The sequence below is a fragment of the Salirhabdus euzebyi genome (assembly GCF_014207435.1).
Taxonomy (GTDB): domain Bacteria; phylum Bacillota; class Bacilli; order Bacillales; family Alkalibacillaceae; genus Salirhabdus; species Salirhabdus euzebyi.
The window spans coordinates 14,767-30,801 of the sequence record NZ_JACHGH010000001.1; the positions used below are offsets into that span (position 1 = coordinate 14,767).

The 16,035-nt window shown below is 36.5% G+C and carries 13 protein-coding genes; 8 read left to right on the forward strand and 5 right to left on the reverse strand.

Annotation, left to right across the window (positions count from 1 at the left end; all coding sequences use genetic code 11):
• Positions 1 to 88: 88 nt before the first annotated feature.
• A complete protein-coding gene (locus tag HNQ94_RS00155) occupies positions 89 to 259 on the reverse strand; it encodes a hypothetical protein (protein ID WP_174496227.1) in 171 nt (56 codons plus the stop codon).
• Positions 252 to 941 (reverse strand): MerR family transcriptional regulator, encoded by a 690-nt coding sequence (locus tag HNQ94_RS00160; RefSeq protein ID WP_174496228.1) that lies wholly within the window; start codon positions 939 to 941, stop codon positions 252 to 254. The genes HNQ94_RS00155 and HNQ94_RS00160 overlap by 8 nt, the downstream gene beginning before the upstream one ends.
• A gap of 322 nt (positions 942 to 1,263) precedes the next feature.
• Here HNQ94_RS00160 and HNQ94_RS00165 point away from each other — a divergent pair, with 322 nt between their 5' ends.
• The 4 genes from HNQ94_RS00165 to HNQ94_RS00180 all read left to right on the forward strand — a co-directional run bounded on the left by HNQ94_RS00165 (position 1,264) and on the right by HNQ94_RS00180 (position 9,188).
• Positions 1,264 to 2,943, forward strand: coding sequence for a hypothetical protein (locus tag HNQ94_RS00165; protein WP_174496229.1), 1,680 nt, complete (start codon positions 1,264 to 1,266; stop codon positions 2,941 to 2,943).
• Between the two features lie 216 nt (positions 2,944 to 3,159).
• A complete protein-coding gene (locus tag HNQ94_RS00170; RefSeq protein ID WP_174496230.1) occupies positions 3,160 to 6,363 on the forward strand; it encodes a DEAD/DEAH box helicase in 3,204 nt (1,067 codons plus the stop codon).
• A gap of 321 nt (positions 6,364 to 6,684) precedes the next feature.
• Positions 6,685 to 7,725 (forward strand): tetratricopeptide repeat protein, encoded by a 1,041-nt coding sequence (locus HNQ94_RS00175; RefSeq protein WP_174496231.1) that lies wholly within the window; start codon positions 6,685 to 6,687, stop codon positions 7,723 to 7,725.
• 59 nt (positions 7,726 to 7,784) lie between these two features.
• Entirely contained in the window at positions 7,785 to 9,188 is a 1,404-nt protein-coding gene (locus tag HNQ94_RS00180) for a M20/M25/M40 family metallo-hydrolase (RefSeq protein WP_174496232.1), read from the forward strand.
• A gap of 264 nt (positions 9,189 to 9,452) precedes the next feature.
• Here the strand turns inward: HNQ94_RS00180 and HNQ94_RS00185 are convergent, their stop codons facing one another.
• Positions 9,453 to 10,244: a MeeY/MeeF family manganese export membrane protein gene (locus HNQ94_RS00185; RefSeq protein WP_174496233.1), complete on the reverse strand. Its 792-nt coding sequence runs from the start codon at positions 10,242 to 10,244 to the stop codon at positions 9,453 to 9,455.
• Positions 10,245 to 10,675: 431 nt separating this feature from the next.
• Here HNQ94_RS00185 and HNQ94_RS00190 point away from each other — a divergent pair, with 431 nt between their 5' ends.
• The 3 genes from HNQ94_RS00190 (at position 10,676) to HNQ94_RS00200 (ending at position 13,116) form a co-directional block, all read left to right on the forward strand.
• On the forward strand, positions 10,676 to 11,857 hold the full coding sequence (locus HNQ94_RS00190) for a hypothetical protein (protein WP_174496234.1): 1,182 nt from the start codon (positions 10,676 to 10,678) through the stop codon (positions 11,855 to 11,857).
• Between the two features lie 73 nt (positions 11,858 to 11,930).
• Positions 11,931 to 12,620 carry a DUF6946 family protein gene (locus HNQ94_RS00195; protein WP_174496235.1) on the forward strand — a complete coding sequence of 230 codons (690 nt, stop codon included), beginning with the start codon at positions 11,931 to 11,933 and terminating at the stop codon, positions 12,618 to 12,620.
• A 160-nt stretch (positions 12,621 to 12,780) separates the two neighbouring features.
• Complete coding sequence (locus tag HNQ94_RS00200) at positions 12,781 to 13,116, forward strand: hypothetical protein (protein ID WP_174496236.1); 336 nt, start codon at positions 12,781 to 12,783, stop codon at positions 13,114 to 13,116.
• Positions 13,117 to 13,323: 207 nt separating this feature from the next.
• Here HNQ94_RS00200 and HNQ94_RS00205 read toward each other — a convergent pair whose 3' ends face one another.
• Entirely contained in the window at positions 13,324 to 13,518 is a 195-nt protein-coding gene (locus HNQ94_RS00205) for a hypothetical protein (RefSeq protein ID WP_174496237.1), read from the reverse strand.
• A gap of 436 nt (positions 13,519 to 13,954) precedes the next feature.
• Positions 13,955 to 14,461, reverse strand: coding sequence for a hypothetical protein (locus tag HNQ94_RS00210; RefSeq protein ID WP_174496238.1), 507 nt, complete (start codon positions 14,459 to 14,461; stop codon positions 13,955 to 13,957).
• A 508-nt stretch (positions 14,462 to 14,969) separates the two neighbouring features.
• Between HNQ94_RS00210 and HNQ94_RS00215 the strand changes: the two genes are divergently transcribed.
• The gene (locus HNQ94_RS00215) at positions 14,970 to 16,034 is read left to right on the forward strand and encodes a hypothetical protein (RefSeq protein WP_174496239.1); all 1,065 of its coding nucleotides are present in this window, start codon (positions 14,970 to 14,972) and stop codon (positions 16,032 to 16,034) included.
• The last annotated feature ends 1 nt before the right edge of the window (position 16,035 follow it).

The following is a 16,035-nucleotide window of genomic DNA, read 5'->3' on the forward strand; positions in this document are numbered from 1 at the left end:
GATGTCTAATAAATATATGAAGATATACATTTAAGCCGTTTAAGTTTATTTCTTAAGCGGCTTTCGAATTGAAGGGGTCACACCTTTTCTATATTGCTCCGTCAGAATCAATGGATTCCTTTACAATCGAATACAAATATATGAACTCTAATATGCTATGTAAGTCTTTATGATGAAAATTAGGAAGTCTACCCATACTCGTTGACTTAGGTTTATGTATGTGGTCAGGTTCGGTTTTTGTTTGGTGTCGTTTACTCAATTTGTCTGTCCTCGAGTTCTAATAAGAGTTGTACCCATTCAAATGCATCTTGCTTCTCTTCTACTGTCATTTTTTCGACTGGTTTTTTCCCCAATGTTTCATGATATTCCCCATGATATTTTTCCTGAAAGGTAGCAAGTAAGGCACGTATTTCTTTTAACTCTTCTTCCTCTGGTAGAGGAGATATCGTTTCCTGTTGCTTATGATAAGATTCAATCACCTCTTTAATCTTGATAGGTTTCCAATTTACGGTGTAAAAAGTAGCATTTTCAGGAATTTGAGCATGCTTGTTGCGTTTTTTCTCAGGGATACCTGTAATCCGCCCGCCTCGAATCCAGTTGTTAATGGTCGTAATACTAACTCCGAAAAATTGTGCCATCTGACCAGTTGAGTATGTGGGGACTCTTTCTGTTTCCTCTTGATCCTCTGTCCCAATTTCTACAATATGCTTGTACAACATTTCAAGCAATTTCTCCACATCCTCAGCAGGCAAAGAAGATAACTCGTTCACCGCATATCCAACAGGAAAAGGGCGAGGAGTTGTTTTTTGAACATAATTCGCTAATGCTTTAACGAACGCATAATGTGAATCATCAGCAAGAGCTTGCCATGTGTGAAGGGAAATCTCCTTCACCTTAGCTGTTGCAAACTGCTTTTCTGCAATATTCATCATAAACATCACCTCATTTCACCTCCTAGTATAACAAATAATTCATATAAACTGCAATCAAACTAAAAGTAAAGTGTAACTAAATTGCAAGAAACATTCTAGTTTATGACTAGAGAAGGGGGGAATATACCAGTTTGCAACTATTACGATTTTTTGATCCTTCTTTTAACAAAATGGTGTCGACAGTTCCTGTTACAATTTAAGTAATTACTATACTATGCGACCAATTTCATAGGAATCCAAACACCTAGGACTAGATTTAAATTTTGAATCCTTTCTCCTATTTCATCCGTAAGTATATATATAGACTGTAAACACAAGGGAGAATCACTGCATGGGGAATATATTACTATTTTCACTAATCGTTGGTTTAGCTTCAACCATTATGGCATTGCCAATTACTCAGAATAAATACTTAAAGAATGGTAAACAAGATTTTAGTCTAAGGCCGTATATAATAGTAATTATTTTTATTACTGCTATAGTGTTTGGCTTTTACTATTTATCAAACTTGGACCGCAACATCTCGTCCATCTGGCCACTATTGATTATCGTTACGGCAATAGGAACATTGACAGCTACTGGGAAAGAGAGAGTAGTAAAAGGAATATTACTAGTAGCAAGTGTTGTTTTCGCCATCTATATCTTAACGGCATTTGTGTTTAATGCAGATGAAAAGTTTCAATATGCTGAGATGGATATACAAACAGAGATCGAAGCTTTTGATGAAACGAAGACACCTGCAAGTGTTCCACCTAAATTTGCCCATAACAAAATGAGAAAGGCGTTTGGACAAGTGCCAAATACGAGCTATTATGAACTTGGTAACTTGCAAATTCAAAAGGTGAATGGAGAATTTGTTTATATTGCGCCGGTTGAGTTTTCTGGATTTTTTAAATGGTTAAACGGAGACAGCACGCCAGGTTATTTCACCTTAAGTGCAACGAATTCATCTGCAAACCCGAAATTTGTTGAAGCAGAAATGGTCTATACGCCTTCTTCTTTCTTTAATAAAAAAATAGAGCGACATATTCGCATGCAATATCCTGACATGATCTTTTATGGTGATGTTCAACTAGAAATAGACGATGACGGTAAGCCATTCTATATTCGTACGTATGGTGATTTTATTTCAGCTAGGGATGGTTTTGCTGCTAAGGGTGTCGTTCTCGTTGATCCTAAAAGTGGTGCTACCGAAGTATATAGCCTAGATGAGGCCCCAGACTTTATTGACGGTGCGGTATCGCCTGAAGCAGTAAGTGCAAAGAATAGTTACTACGGAAATTATGTAAATGGCTTCTGGAATAGTCTATTCGGTAAATCCGATGTCAAGCTACCTTCAGATGAAGGAACAGAAGCAAATGTTAGTCCAATTTTTGAGGAATCTGGAGAAATGTATTATTTTACGGACTTCACAAGTCCAAAAGAAGGCGTGGATTCCATGCTAGGATATTCTCTAACGAATGCATCCACAGGTGAATCGACGTATTATACTGGAAACTTAGAAGAATCGTACATGGATTCTCGAGGAGCACTAGATATTATTGAAAAGAACTTCATTGAAAAAGAATGGTTTGGTGAAATGCCAGTACTGTATAACTTCTACGGAGAAGCAAGTTGGTTAACGCCAGTAATGGATACGAATGGATTCCTGAGAAATTACTTCATCGTTTCGGCTGCAAACCCTGAAATTTCAGCTTATGCCGATACACCTAACGAAGCACTAAGAAGTTACAAATCCGCACTCCAACGCGGTGGCGGTACAGTTGACGGCAGTTCCGATGCGGAGGAAAAACAAGTAAGCGGTACGGTTGTACGTGTTTATAAAGAACCAGCAGAAAACGGTACGCTTATCACATTCTTATTGGATAACAAACAAAGTTATATCGTCTCATCCGAAACAAACCCATTGGCTATTTATTTGCAAGAAGGCGATGACGTATCGGTAAATTACTTGGATACTGGGGAAGACTTTTTGCCAGTTAAAGAGATTGTTATTGAAGGACTAGAGTAAAGAATAAGGACAGGGGCAAAACACGCCCTTGTCTTTTTTAGTTAGAAATGCCGAGACTTTATCTAACATGGACACGTTTATTCATGATACTCTTTGAAAATAGTCATCCGTGGAACGTTTCGTGAAACAAGATTTTTCGGGGAGTGACAGGCACCCCAAACAAACAGGCAGCCCAAATATGGTAAAATGATTAACGCACAGATAGGAGTGGCCCTCATGCAAATAAGGTTAAATAAAAAAGTTATACAGGAACGATGTGGGGCTGTCTCCTATAAAAAAGGGGATGCCTTTTATCGTAATGGAAAAGTAACGGTGAAGAATATAACAACGGATGCTTTACATGCTACGGTTAAAGGTACGGAAAACTTCCAAGTACAGATCGAGAAAAATAACAAAGAGTATACAGCCACTTGTAGCTGCCCGTCGCTATCTTCTTATCAAAAAGATTGCCAGCATATTGCAGCGGTTTTAATTGCTTGGCAGCACCATCAAGTGGAGCGCAACCATAATGGAAATGGAATTAACACGACGATAAGTACAGAGTCTACTGATGGATTACTGCAATTAATTCAGCCGCCTTCTTATGCTAAAAGCAGTCGGCAAATCCATTTTGAAAATAGAAAAGTCCTTCCTATCACTTTTGTTTGTAAGGTGATTGCCATGGACAACGGAAAGAATATGCTTGGAATAGAACTACAATTAGCATCGCACCAAAACGTAACGATTCGTGAATTTCTCGAAAACGTAAGAACAGGCAACAGGCACATAATAAAGCAAGGAATTGTGTACGATCCAATGGAACATTGTTTTGACGAAGATACAGATGCCGTTCTTCAACAGCTAATGCTGATCATGCTTGATGAGAAAATGTATGAGCGTGCCATGCCCACCTATCAAGGGAAATCCAGTAAAAATAATCAGATGCTACTCATTCCTGTATCCGCTTGGAAGCGGCTAGAACCTTTATTGGTACGTGCTCCTCAGGTGTATTTGGAATGGGAAGGGAGAATGTTGCCTTTTCAGGTGGTGGATCATTCGTTACCATTACTATTTAAATTTACTGGCAACAGACAAATTGGATATAGCTTATTCATTGATGGTCTAAGTCAGTTGGTGATTTTAACAGAATATGACACTGTTCTTTATGATGGGAAAATGGTCGAGGTAAAAAGAAGAGAAGCGGACATTTTATATGAATTAAAGCGCATGATAGACCACACTAGTACAAACGAAATTCCTATCCCAACAGACCAGTTAAACTATTACATGGAAAAGCTAGTGCCTTCATTAAGAAAACTGGGGGAGGTCCATTTAGCTGGGGAAATTGCCGAGTCGATGCAAAAAACACCGCTGCACGCAAAGCTGTACCTAGATCGTGTGAAAAATCGTTTGCTAGCGGGGGTAGAATTTCATTACGATTCTGTGATCATCAATCCACTTGATCATCGGAACATACAGGTTGGTTCCTTCATTATTAGAGATATGGACAAGGAAGAAGAGATCCTTCAGTTGATGGAGGAGAGCAAGTTTAGTCAAACCGATAGTGGTTACTTTTTGCAAAATGAAGCATTAGAATATCACTTCTTGTACCATCAGTTGCTGAAATTGCAAAAGATGACAAGTGTCTATGCGACAACAGCAGTGAGAATGCGAATAACTCCCAAAAGCACCTTCCCCAAATTAAAAGTTAGGCATAAAAAGGAACGCACTAATTGGCTTGGTTTTACGTTCGAGATGGAAGGAATTAAGGATGAAGAAATTAAGGAAGTGTTAACGGCACTAGAAGAAAAGCGAAAATACTATCGCTTGAGAGATGGAGCCTTGCTTTCTTTAGAGACAAAGGAAATGGAAGAGATTAAACAATTTTTACAGACAGTACCCGTTCAAGATGATGATGTTGACAAACAATTTGAAGTTCCAATCGTAGAAGGTCTAAGGATCCTAAATAGGATAGGGGATAGTGATGCGGTCACACTGGAAGCTTCTTTTCGGGAGTTCTTGTCCACGATTCATCATCCTGAACAATTGGAGTTTGACATTCCAGCTCCATTAAAAGACCTGCTACGCCCTTATCAACGAGACGGATTTAAATGGCTGAAATCCCTTGCTAGCTATGGGTTTGGAGGGATTCTTGCAGATGATATGGGGCTCGGAAAAACGATTCAAAGTATTGCGTTCATTTTATCGGAACTGCCAACTATGCGTGAGCGTAAGCAGCCAGCATTAATAGTGTGTCCTTCGTCGGTTACTTATAACTGGGAAAATGAATTGATGAAATTTGCTCCAGACTTAGAGACGCTGATTGTGGATGGAAACAAGTCAGAACGGATGAAGTTGCAGCAGGAATGGACGAATGTCGATGTCATTATTACGAGCTATCCATTACTACGCAGTGACACGAAAAGCTATGAGCGTCTGAAATTTCATGTCGTATTTTTCGATGAGGCACAAGTGTTTAAAAACCCATTAACACAAACTGCTCGTGTAGTGAAAAAAGTAGAGGCAACTCATCGTTTTGCTTTAACAGGTACGCCAATGGAAAATGCGCTTGAGGAGCTTTGGTCCATCTTTCATGTTGTTTTTCCCGAATTGTTCTTAGGGTTAAAGGAATTCAGTGAATTAACGAATAAACAAATAGCTCGAAGGATTCGCCCATTTATGCTACGCAGGGTCAAAGAAGATGTATTGAGTGAGCTACCGGAGAAAAAAGAAACCACCGATTATGCGGAGCTGCTTCCTGCCCAAAAGAAACTGTACACCAGCTATTTGGCCAAGCTACGTCATGATACGCTGAAACACTTAGACCGGGATACAATTAGGAAAAATCGAATTAAAATTCTTGCTGGTTTAACCCGTCTTCGTCAAATATGCTGTCATCCAGCTCTGTTTGTCGAAGGTTATCAAGGAGGATCAGCTAAATTTCAACAGTTGAAACAAATGATAGAGGAGTCAAAGCTAGCGGGTAGACGTGTATTGATTTTTTCACAGTTCACGAAAATGCTGCAGTTGATTGGACAAGATTTAGTGGAACAAGGTATCCCTTATTTTTATTTAGATGGACAAACCAATTCAGAAGAAAGAGTAAATTTATGTAATCGATACAATCAAGGGGAACGAGATATTTTTCTCATATCCTTAAAAGCTGGTGGGACAGGACTTAACCTAACAGGCGCAGATACGGTAATTTTTTACGATAGCTGGTGGAATCCTGCGGTTGAACAACAAGCAGCAGACCGTGCCCATCGCATGGGTCAGAAACACGCAGTTCAAGTCATTAAGCTTGTGGCAAAAGGAACCATTGAGGAAAAAATGAATGCATTGCAAGAAAAAAAGCAACATTTAATTGAGGAAGTGATTGATCCAACTAAGGATCAAACAGAGAGACTGACAGAAGAGGATTTACGAGAGTTATTGAAGTGATAGGGCTGATGAGGACTTTTTACTTTTTAAATCTGAAGAAGATTGTTATTGGGGTCAGACCCTCTGTTTGGACAAATGTCCACTAGGGGAGTCTGGCTTCTTTTTTGAATAGAATAAAAAGACAGCTTACAACATTTCTGATAATGGTTAAACTGTCTTTTAGCAATACAATATAACGGCGTAATTTCAATCTAATTCATGTTTCATTATGATACCCTAGCTTAGTCGGTAGAATAAAGGCGGATTTTTTAAAAGCTAAATCAAACACATTTATGGTAATCTTAACCTAATTACCTTACGAAAAAGAAGAGGTGTGATGGGATGCAACTTAGGCATAAGTCAATTGAAGAGCTGTTGGATTTAGAACAGGAAATTAGAGTGGCTAAGGATGAGGAACAAAATGGAGCCAATTATAGAGCCATTGATATATACAAACATCTCTATAAAAAAATCTCAGCAGATAAAGACAGTGAATACGCATTTAGTTTAGATAGCATAAAGAGGAAGTTAGTATGGAACTTAGTGCAATATGGAACGTATTTAAAAACGGTATACCAGAAGGATGATATTGCTGCGGAGAGCAGTTTGAAAGATGCAATTAAACATGATCGATATCTTCCTATTGCTCATTACCGCCTAGGCTTTCTTAGCTACAAAAAACAACAATATAATCTAGCACTACATTATTTTCAAGAAGCTATCCGCTTACAAAGCATGGATGGTGATGATAGATATAAGATGAATGATCAACAGCTGTATCAATGTCATTTATATTTGGCTAATTGTGGTCTGTTTATTGCGAAAGAAGCCAAGGAAAGTCTAGAAGAATTAAACTTAGATGTAAATTTAAATGAATTGTCTAATTATACCACTTCCCCATTGTACGACTTAATTAATGAAAATAATCGGTACCTAGAAACACATGCATATAAAATGATAACAAAAACAGGAAGTCGCTTTGGAAACAAAGAGGATTGTGAAGAAATGTTGGAGTGTAAATCAACGCTAATTCTGGACCTAACTGGTCGACGAAATATGCTACTGTTTAATAGTAAGGAGGTTTCACTGAGTAAGAACCCAGCGGAAATGCTTCGAATGTTTTTTCTGTACAGCAATTATCGCGAGCCGCTGGATAAGTACACATTTAGTGATTTAATTTCAAACACCGAATTTGGGGAGTATCCAAATAATACTTACACAACAAATGTGAGGAGATTAAACGAAAAGATCACCGAAGCGGGTGTAGATGTTAGATTAATTGAAAATAAACCAATAGAAGATAGGACCACTTATTATTACAACCATCTACTTCCTTTTGTCATCATGCATCGAAGTGATGAAATGTTCATTTTGAGTGAATGACAGCACTGTCATCGCCCTCTGAGATAATAAAGTTACAAAATCAAAGGGAGATGATAGTAATGAAAAACTGGAATCAATTGTTCGTACGTCACGGGTGGTTAATAGAAGATAAGGGAGAAAATACTTTTGATTGCTCAAAAGAGACGGACGTCAATTTGACCTTTTTAATGGAATGTCTTAACAAGGCTAAGGTGGATTATCGGTATATTGCTCCATTAAAAGAGCTTACGATTTTCACGGAAATAACGGAGGAAGAGTGGTTAAAAATCTTAAACTTTAATCATCGTGGAAGAGGAGGACACTTGTGGTTCCGTCCTGGTCAAGATCAACCAAAGGTTAGGGAACTAGACACCTTTATTTGTGGGATTGTACGCCAATTAAACAGGTTAGGTTTTTATACGACTGGTTCCTGTGATGGACATGAAAGAAGACCTGCACATTTGATCCTTACGGATAAATGTCAAATCGAAACACTAGTAGAAATCCTTCATACCCTTGGGCAAAAGCAAGTTTCTTGGAGAGAAAATCGAAATGGGAGTTATCACTTAAGGCTTCCGTTCAAACGAAAACAACTTCTTTATTTGGCAGAGCAGTTAAGTAGTGTGGAGGAAGAGTGGGTAGAGGAAGGTTATGATTTCATTAAGGAGAAACTTTTCCAACAACAACTAGAACAATTACTATCCATTCCTGGGGAAAGTGGTAACGAGGAACCAATACGAAAGCATGTTTTGGAAAAACTCAGTCCTTTCGTGGATTTTATAACAGTCGACCAAGCCGGTAACATCCTAGCAGAAAAAACCTATAAAGGTGGATATGGACCAACTATTTTGTTAAATGCACATCTGGACACGGTTTATGAAATAGAAAAAGACCGTGAAATTATAAAGGAAGGTAACCTGTGGTCTAGCAGTAAAGGGATTCTAGGTGCGGATGATCGTGCAGGTGTCGCCGTTCTACTTCATGTCGCTGAGTTTCTTCATTTCACGAATTCCTTTCGAGGAAAAGTAAAATTCATTTTCACGGTAGAAGAAGAGTGCGGCCTAGTTGGAGCAAGTAAGGTCCATGACTATTTTCTCTGGGGTACAGATGCAGCCATAGTGGTCGACCGTCGTGGCACTGGAGACATTGTAACCTCTTGCGGTGGGTATATCCCATTTTGTAACGTTAGCTATGGTGAATTCTTTGAAAAATTGGCCGAAGAGGCAGAACTTAATGGCTGGGCAACAACCATTGGCGGAAGTAGTGACACAAGAATCTGGGCAGAGCACGGTATTCAAAGTGTAAACCTATCCGCAGGTTATAACCACGAACACACCGAGCGTGAAGTATTGGATGTAGCATCTTGCTATGAAACCGCAAAACTAGTAAAAGCAGTATTAGGAAAGGGAAATGAGTTGAAGCGGGTGCTGAGGGATATTAGAAGAGGGAAACAAGTGGAGGAGGTTACTGGAACATTACTCTAAAAAAACCGAGACAGACCTATCTAAATATGGGGCTGTCTCTATTTTTTTTTTTCAATTAAGTTAAAGTACCTGTAACTTTTGCACAAGGGAAAAAGTTACAGGTGCCTTAATTTTAAATAATCTATTCGGAAACTGGCTAAGACTTTTACCAGTAAAAGAGATTGTTATTGAAGGATTAGAATAAAAAAGGATATGAAATAGGGTCTGACCCCAGATGCAGACAAATGTCCACAAGGGGGATCAGACCCTTTTTATTCATTATCATTAACTTGCTGACGATTCTTTAACTTTTTCGACCTCTTCTTTCGAGTTTTTTCCTGAAAGAAACCATCCTCCTACTGCAGTAGAAAGAAGTACACCCCAGAAGATAGCAGTCCAAGTTAGACCATGTGGGAATTCGTGAGGTAATACCCCAACGTCATGGTGTGCAAGAGTAATGACAGCAAGCTTTACCCCAACCCAACCAACGATTAAATAGGCCGTTGTTTCTAAACCTGGTCTTACATGTAGCAATTTAACAAACCAAGTTGCTGCAAATTTAATCAGAATTAATCCTGCTATTGCAGCAATTACAATGACAGCGAATTGAGCACCATCCATTCCCCCGAAAGTTGGAAGTGGTGTTGCTGGAAGAGCAATTGCAAGGGCTACAGCTGCTAGAATCGAATCAATAGCAAAGGCAAGGTCTGCTAAACCAATTTTACCAACGGTTGGCCAGAAGCCTTTCCCCTTTGAAAGCTCTTTTCCTTCATCCTCATCCTCTTTTTTAGATCCAAAAATAGCAGGAATCACGTGTTTTGCACCAAGATAAATAAGGTATGCAGCACCAATTGCCTGCACCTGCCATACGTTTGCGATGAATGAAATCATAAAAATGGCAGCAAATCTAAAAACAAATGCCATAAAAATTCCATAACTTATTGCCTTTTTTCTTTGCTCTGGAGGTAAATGTTTTGCAATAACGGCTAAAACAAGCGCATTATCTGCAGACAACAATCCTTCCAGACCTATAAGTATTAGTAATGTCCACGCATATTCAATCCAAATTGATTCCAATTCTCTTTCTCCTCCCATATGTACAACAAAGTCTAAAAAGACATAAAAATAACCTCTGCTCCCATATGAGCAAAGGTCTTGCTAACAACATTCAGCTGCCAGTAGTGCCGAGAGTATGGACTACTCTGAAATGACGACATTTACTGTTAAAGCTACTCCCCTTTGTATACTATATTAAACTATCAAAGATTCAATGGTTTGTATAGGGTAAATACTTGGTTTGGTAGTTTTTTGCTGGGGGCGGTAACTGTCTCTAGGGTGGAAAAGTCTAAATTCATTTGGGGCTGATTATTTTAAAACATGAAAAAATGTTTACCAGTCCTAAGTCATTTTTATTGGGCAAATAAAGGGCATTAGTCACCTGAACTAGAAATAAAATATGTATATAAATAACTTAGTATATAGGAATTTAGAAAGGGGGATATGAATTAATGCCTATACTACCTGAAGCAATTATTGAAGCTTTAAGTGAATTGGGTGGGGAACGTAATGTAAGAGAAGTTAAAGAGTGGATATACGACAGATATGGGGATAGATGGAAGGACATAGGTACGAGAATGTCAGATATGGTACCTGTTTCTCATGAAGGGAACGCCTCATCACAGATCCAAGCAAAATATCGTGTTTTAAATAGAGTTTCAAAAGGAAGGTATTGTCTTATATTAAACGAAAGTAAAATAGAAAACGTAAAAATATCTAAAATCAAAAGTAACAACGAAAAAGATATAGTACATTCGAAAAGTAAATCTCATTATTATATAGACACCTCAACTAACATGCTTGAAGTATATACCTCAAAAAGGCTTCCGTTCGAACCAAAAGGTTGGCAAGTGGATATGAGAAATTCTATTAGAAATGGCCTAAAATCTTTGAATGGTGAAAATGTAACCCTGCGAGCTCTGTATAAGTCAATGAGCGAAGACTTTTTTGATGTTGAGAATGTTTTATTTTACAACGTTGGTTCCTCTGCCTTTAGTCACCTAGATATTAAATCCCTTCAATTTGAGAGAGTATTCGAATATCCTCCTACTGTAAATCGACTCCAACAACTAAATCATTATCAATCATACAAAATTTTAGAACAAAATGAATCTTTATCTGAATACTGGGCGAAGAAAAATACATTGGCAACATGGAAGAATGTCACCATACCTAAATTATCTAGTGAAATAAAGCCTCATTCTATCTGGTACGCAATGAAAACGGGAGCTATAAAAGTTTTTGATAGAACATATAGCAATTATTATGGAATGGAAGTAACAATAAAATCCCCTATACATACAAAGATTAATTTAGTTTCTGTTATGAAACCTCTACTAGATGGAATTATAAGTTCCTTCCATCATCATGAATTATCGGATTTAGACGAAGTCATATTTAGATTGAATCATTATATCAATCTACCCCAAGAAAAGATCGAACGTTTTTTACTAGATAATAGAACATCTATCTTAGGACCGAGAAACCTTATTCAAGCGTATAGATCAGGAGTTAAATGGAATCCGAAAGATGATGCGTTTCCATTTATGAAAATTAACATAGAAACACAATCCCAAAATGACAATTGGCTAATAGACGGGAAAATATTTAAGATAAGCAACATTAATAGTTGATAAGAAAATTCCAGACTTAACCGTAAGTTCATCCTTTGGATTATAAGTAATTAAATTTATGGAGGAGATTATTATGAGTAAACTATTTACTCCGACAAAGAGTGCAATGGATTGGCGCGAACTACTCGCGGACCCAATTAAGCAATGGAGTCCGGGATATTCAGCCAAAACCCTTGCTTATTGTTGGGAAGAAAATCCTAACGACTTTCCCAACTGTGTGAAAAACGTATTCAACAAGTCTTCTAAATCTACCTTTCAAAATATGAAGCTTCTTTTTGGATTTCCAGAATATAAAGTCCATCTCCCTGGTGGCAATAGACCTTCCCAAAATGACATTTTCGTCATTGCAAAAGGGGAAGAGGGGCTCATCTCCATTATGGTTGAAGGAAAGGTTTCGGAATCATTCGATAAAACAGTTGAAGACTGGTTAGGAAAAGCCCCTTCTGATGGTAAAAGAGAAAGGTTAGCCTTCTTAACGAATGAACTTCAATTAAAAAGTAACAATGTGTCTAACATAAGATATCAACTATTACATAGAACTGTATCTTCGGTGTTAGAAGCTAAAAAACTAAATATACCAAATGCACTCATGCTGGTACATTCGTTTAGTGAAAGCTATGAAGGATTTGACGACTATTATGCTTTTGCTAAACTACTAGGATTACATGCTAGTAAGGAAGATATTATAGGACCAGTCTATTTAAATGGAATTAACGTTTATTTGGGTTGGGTAACAGGGGATAGAAAATTTCTTTTAAAGTAATACTCTACTAAAAAAAATTCTGGAGGTAGATTAGAGCGAAAAGTAAAAATATAACTTATTAAATTGGTTTTAGGAAGTAGTCTAATTTAAAGTAAAACAGTCCAAGAATTTTATTTAGCTTTATTATGTTAGAAATAATTTTAAAAAAGGGTGGACGAATATGGCTAAACCTTGGAAAGATGATCAAGAATATCTTATCAACTCTATTGTAGAGTATCGTAATTTAATAAATGGTAAAGATGTTAAAGAGGCAAAACGAATGACGAAGAATTTTGCTGAGAAATTACATAAAAATAATCCTGAACTAAAGCATAGAACTATTCAATCTATTGTTGAGCGTCTCCCATATTTAGATAATCTTTTAGCAGGTGTCTTCAAGAAAGAAAATTATGCTAAGAAAGATCAAAACTTGTACTCAAAAGTGCCAAGGGAAAATAATGATTTAACTCCTAATTACTGTAATACTAGACATTCCTATAATGGTGCTATTAGATAGGAGTATGATTGGTGAATTAGATCCAAAGTAGAGAAACAATGAACAATATTAAGAATAAAGAGGTAATTTAAATTGAACCTAAATGTTTTACTGAATTACAGATGAACGATGACTTAACATGATATAGAAGAGTTAATTAAAAACCTACGAACTTAATAGCAGAAGATGAATCAATGTTAATCATAGGTCAACAGGTGAGAAATTCTACTAATGGTATTTGTAATTTAGTCGGATTAAATACGCGTGAAGTATCTCGGCCTCTTTTGTAATTGCTTCCCTATAGGAGGTCATTCGATCATAGGCTTCTTTTACGATAATTGTTTTTTCTACCTGGAATAGCCGCTGAAGCTGCTTAAGATTGTCCGCTTGCTGCTGCTTATATTTAGATAAGACGTTCTGCATGACTGCTATATCCTCGGCTTTTTCCTGCTTTTCGGATTGTAACTTATCCAGGCTATTCCGAACGTTGTATTTGATGGTAAATCACTAAAAATCAACTAACCTTAATACGGGTGGAGTAAAGTGTTTGGTGAAGCTTACTTTTTGTCAATAAAGCCAGAACAGGTCCAGGAATATGATTTTAACTTATTATTAAATATCTGGGATCTCGTTGATAGAATTAGCCGTAGACACATGACTTAATGAAACAAAAGATAGACTCACTACTTTAGAAAATCACCTTAGTAAATTGGTAGATATTCACATAGGAAGTGATTAGGAATAGTAGCTGCGGTGGGAATAAAAGGGTCACTTAATCAAGGTGGTCTTTTTATCACTTTTTTACATTACTAAAAAAAACAGGCAGAATTGCCTGCCTTTTCAGTATTTCTAAACAAATTCAGGATTTACCGCCACCGCTATTACGGCTAGAAAAGAATATTGCAAATATGGCAAGGGCAACAAATCGACCTATCTTTATTCCTTCTGTAATTAATTCCTTCATGCGGTTACCTGATTGGGAAGCCTTTTTGTCTATTCTCTCATCAGTTTGAGAATATAATTTTAATAAAAACATTGTTTCTTCCGGACTAAGATTCTCCCTTTTTAACAATTCTCCTATTAAAACTTTGGTTTTTGAGAATTCCTCAATCGCTTTCTCATCAATTTTATTTTGAGAATTAATTGATTGAAGAATAAAATCTTGGTTTTGTTTTACTAACAGATTCAGATTTGGTATCTGAGGAACAAATAATTCAAGAGTTTTATGATCAATTTTTCCAATCATTCCAAGTAATTGTTTAAATTTATTTTCAGTAATTTCGCCTTCGTTATTAACTCCTAGCTCATTTAATATTTTTTCCCTGGAATCAAGAATTTCTACTTTGCCTGTGTTTGAAATAGTCATTTTCCTTCCCCCTTAAATCTACTAATATCAGAATAATATAAATTAGTAAAAAATGGAATATTAAATAGATTGCCTACATTAAGTATTTGGTTAGGCAAGCTTTGAACTTATTTATTTAACGGAAATATAGGGTCACAACCCATTTGTGGATACTTGTCCATTCGTGGGGTCAGCCCCTTTTATTTTATAAGTAAACTTTCAGAAGATGAGCGAAGAAAATTCAAAGAATATATACTCAGTCATCGTAGTAAAGTTCGAATTGTGACAGACAGCGAGCGCCGCTTTTCAATTTTTTGATTTATTAGTAGGGTTAGCCCCTCCATATGGACAAGTGTCCACAAGGGGGGCTGACCTCTTTATTCCTAGTGTTAGAAAGTAATTAATGAATAGTAATTTAATTTTAAAGTATAGGGTGCCTTTTTTTGAATATTCAGGTTACAATTATGTGGAGAAGAATGTAATTTTATTACAAATGATGTAAAAAAATGGGGAAAGGTTTGGTGGGAAAATGAACAGAAAAGATTGGAAAAATGTTTTAAGTTCGCTATCAAATGATGAATTGATTGAAATGATTGGGATATGGGATTTGAAGGTGAAGGGGTTTAGAAACATAAACAAGGATAATATTAAAGTTGTTAGGAAGATGGCAATCAATGAAGCTTTGAAAATAAAAAAACTTAATCTGATAAAAAGTTTTTATAATATGATTGGAGAAGGTGAAAGAAGTGACGAGAATTCAAATGAGAAATGTATAAGGGATTTTACTCTAAGCGAATTGATGGAATCATATTGGAATGGAAAGGAATTACATATTCTTTTAGGTGTACTGTTTTCAAGTGAAGAAGAAGAACATCATTTGTTAGCCAAAAAGTTTATAGAAAAACTTTTAAATGAAAGTAATTTAGAGTCAATAGAAGATTTTATTATACAAGAAGAAGCAGATGAGGATAGCGATAATCAAAGTACAAATTCTACAGCTGATATAGAAAAAATGTATGAGAAAGTAGAAGCAAAAAATAATAAACTTCAAAAGCAAATAAGTGATTGGGAGCAACAGTACACAAAATTAAAGAAGGAATATAAGGAAGAAAAGCAAGCTTGGATAAAAGAGAAGGCACAGCTACAACAAGTAATCGGAAATGAAAAATCGAACTTAGAAAAGGAAATTAAAGAATATATTCACATAACAGAGGAAAAAGAGAAATTAGAAGAAGAAGTCAAGACCCTAAAAGCTGAAGTAGCCCACTTACATGCACGGTTGCTGAATTATAATAATGAAGTAGCCGCAACTGTTTCTGATACAAAAACAAATGAACCAATTTTACACGTTTTAATGATTGGTGACCCTAAAAATAAAATAATAGAATCATCAAACAATCCAAAACTTAGTATACTTGATCCAAACAATGCTATAGATAAAATAGAAGATTTTGATTTTGGTGAGATTTGGATCCTAGAATACCTTGTTTCACCTTCAGTAAAGAAAAGGATAATAAAAAAGTATAAAGAAAAAGTCAAAAGCTTTAAAGACTTTACATCAGTAAAAATTTGTTTAGAAAAAGGGAGATTATAAT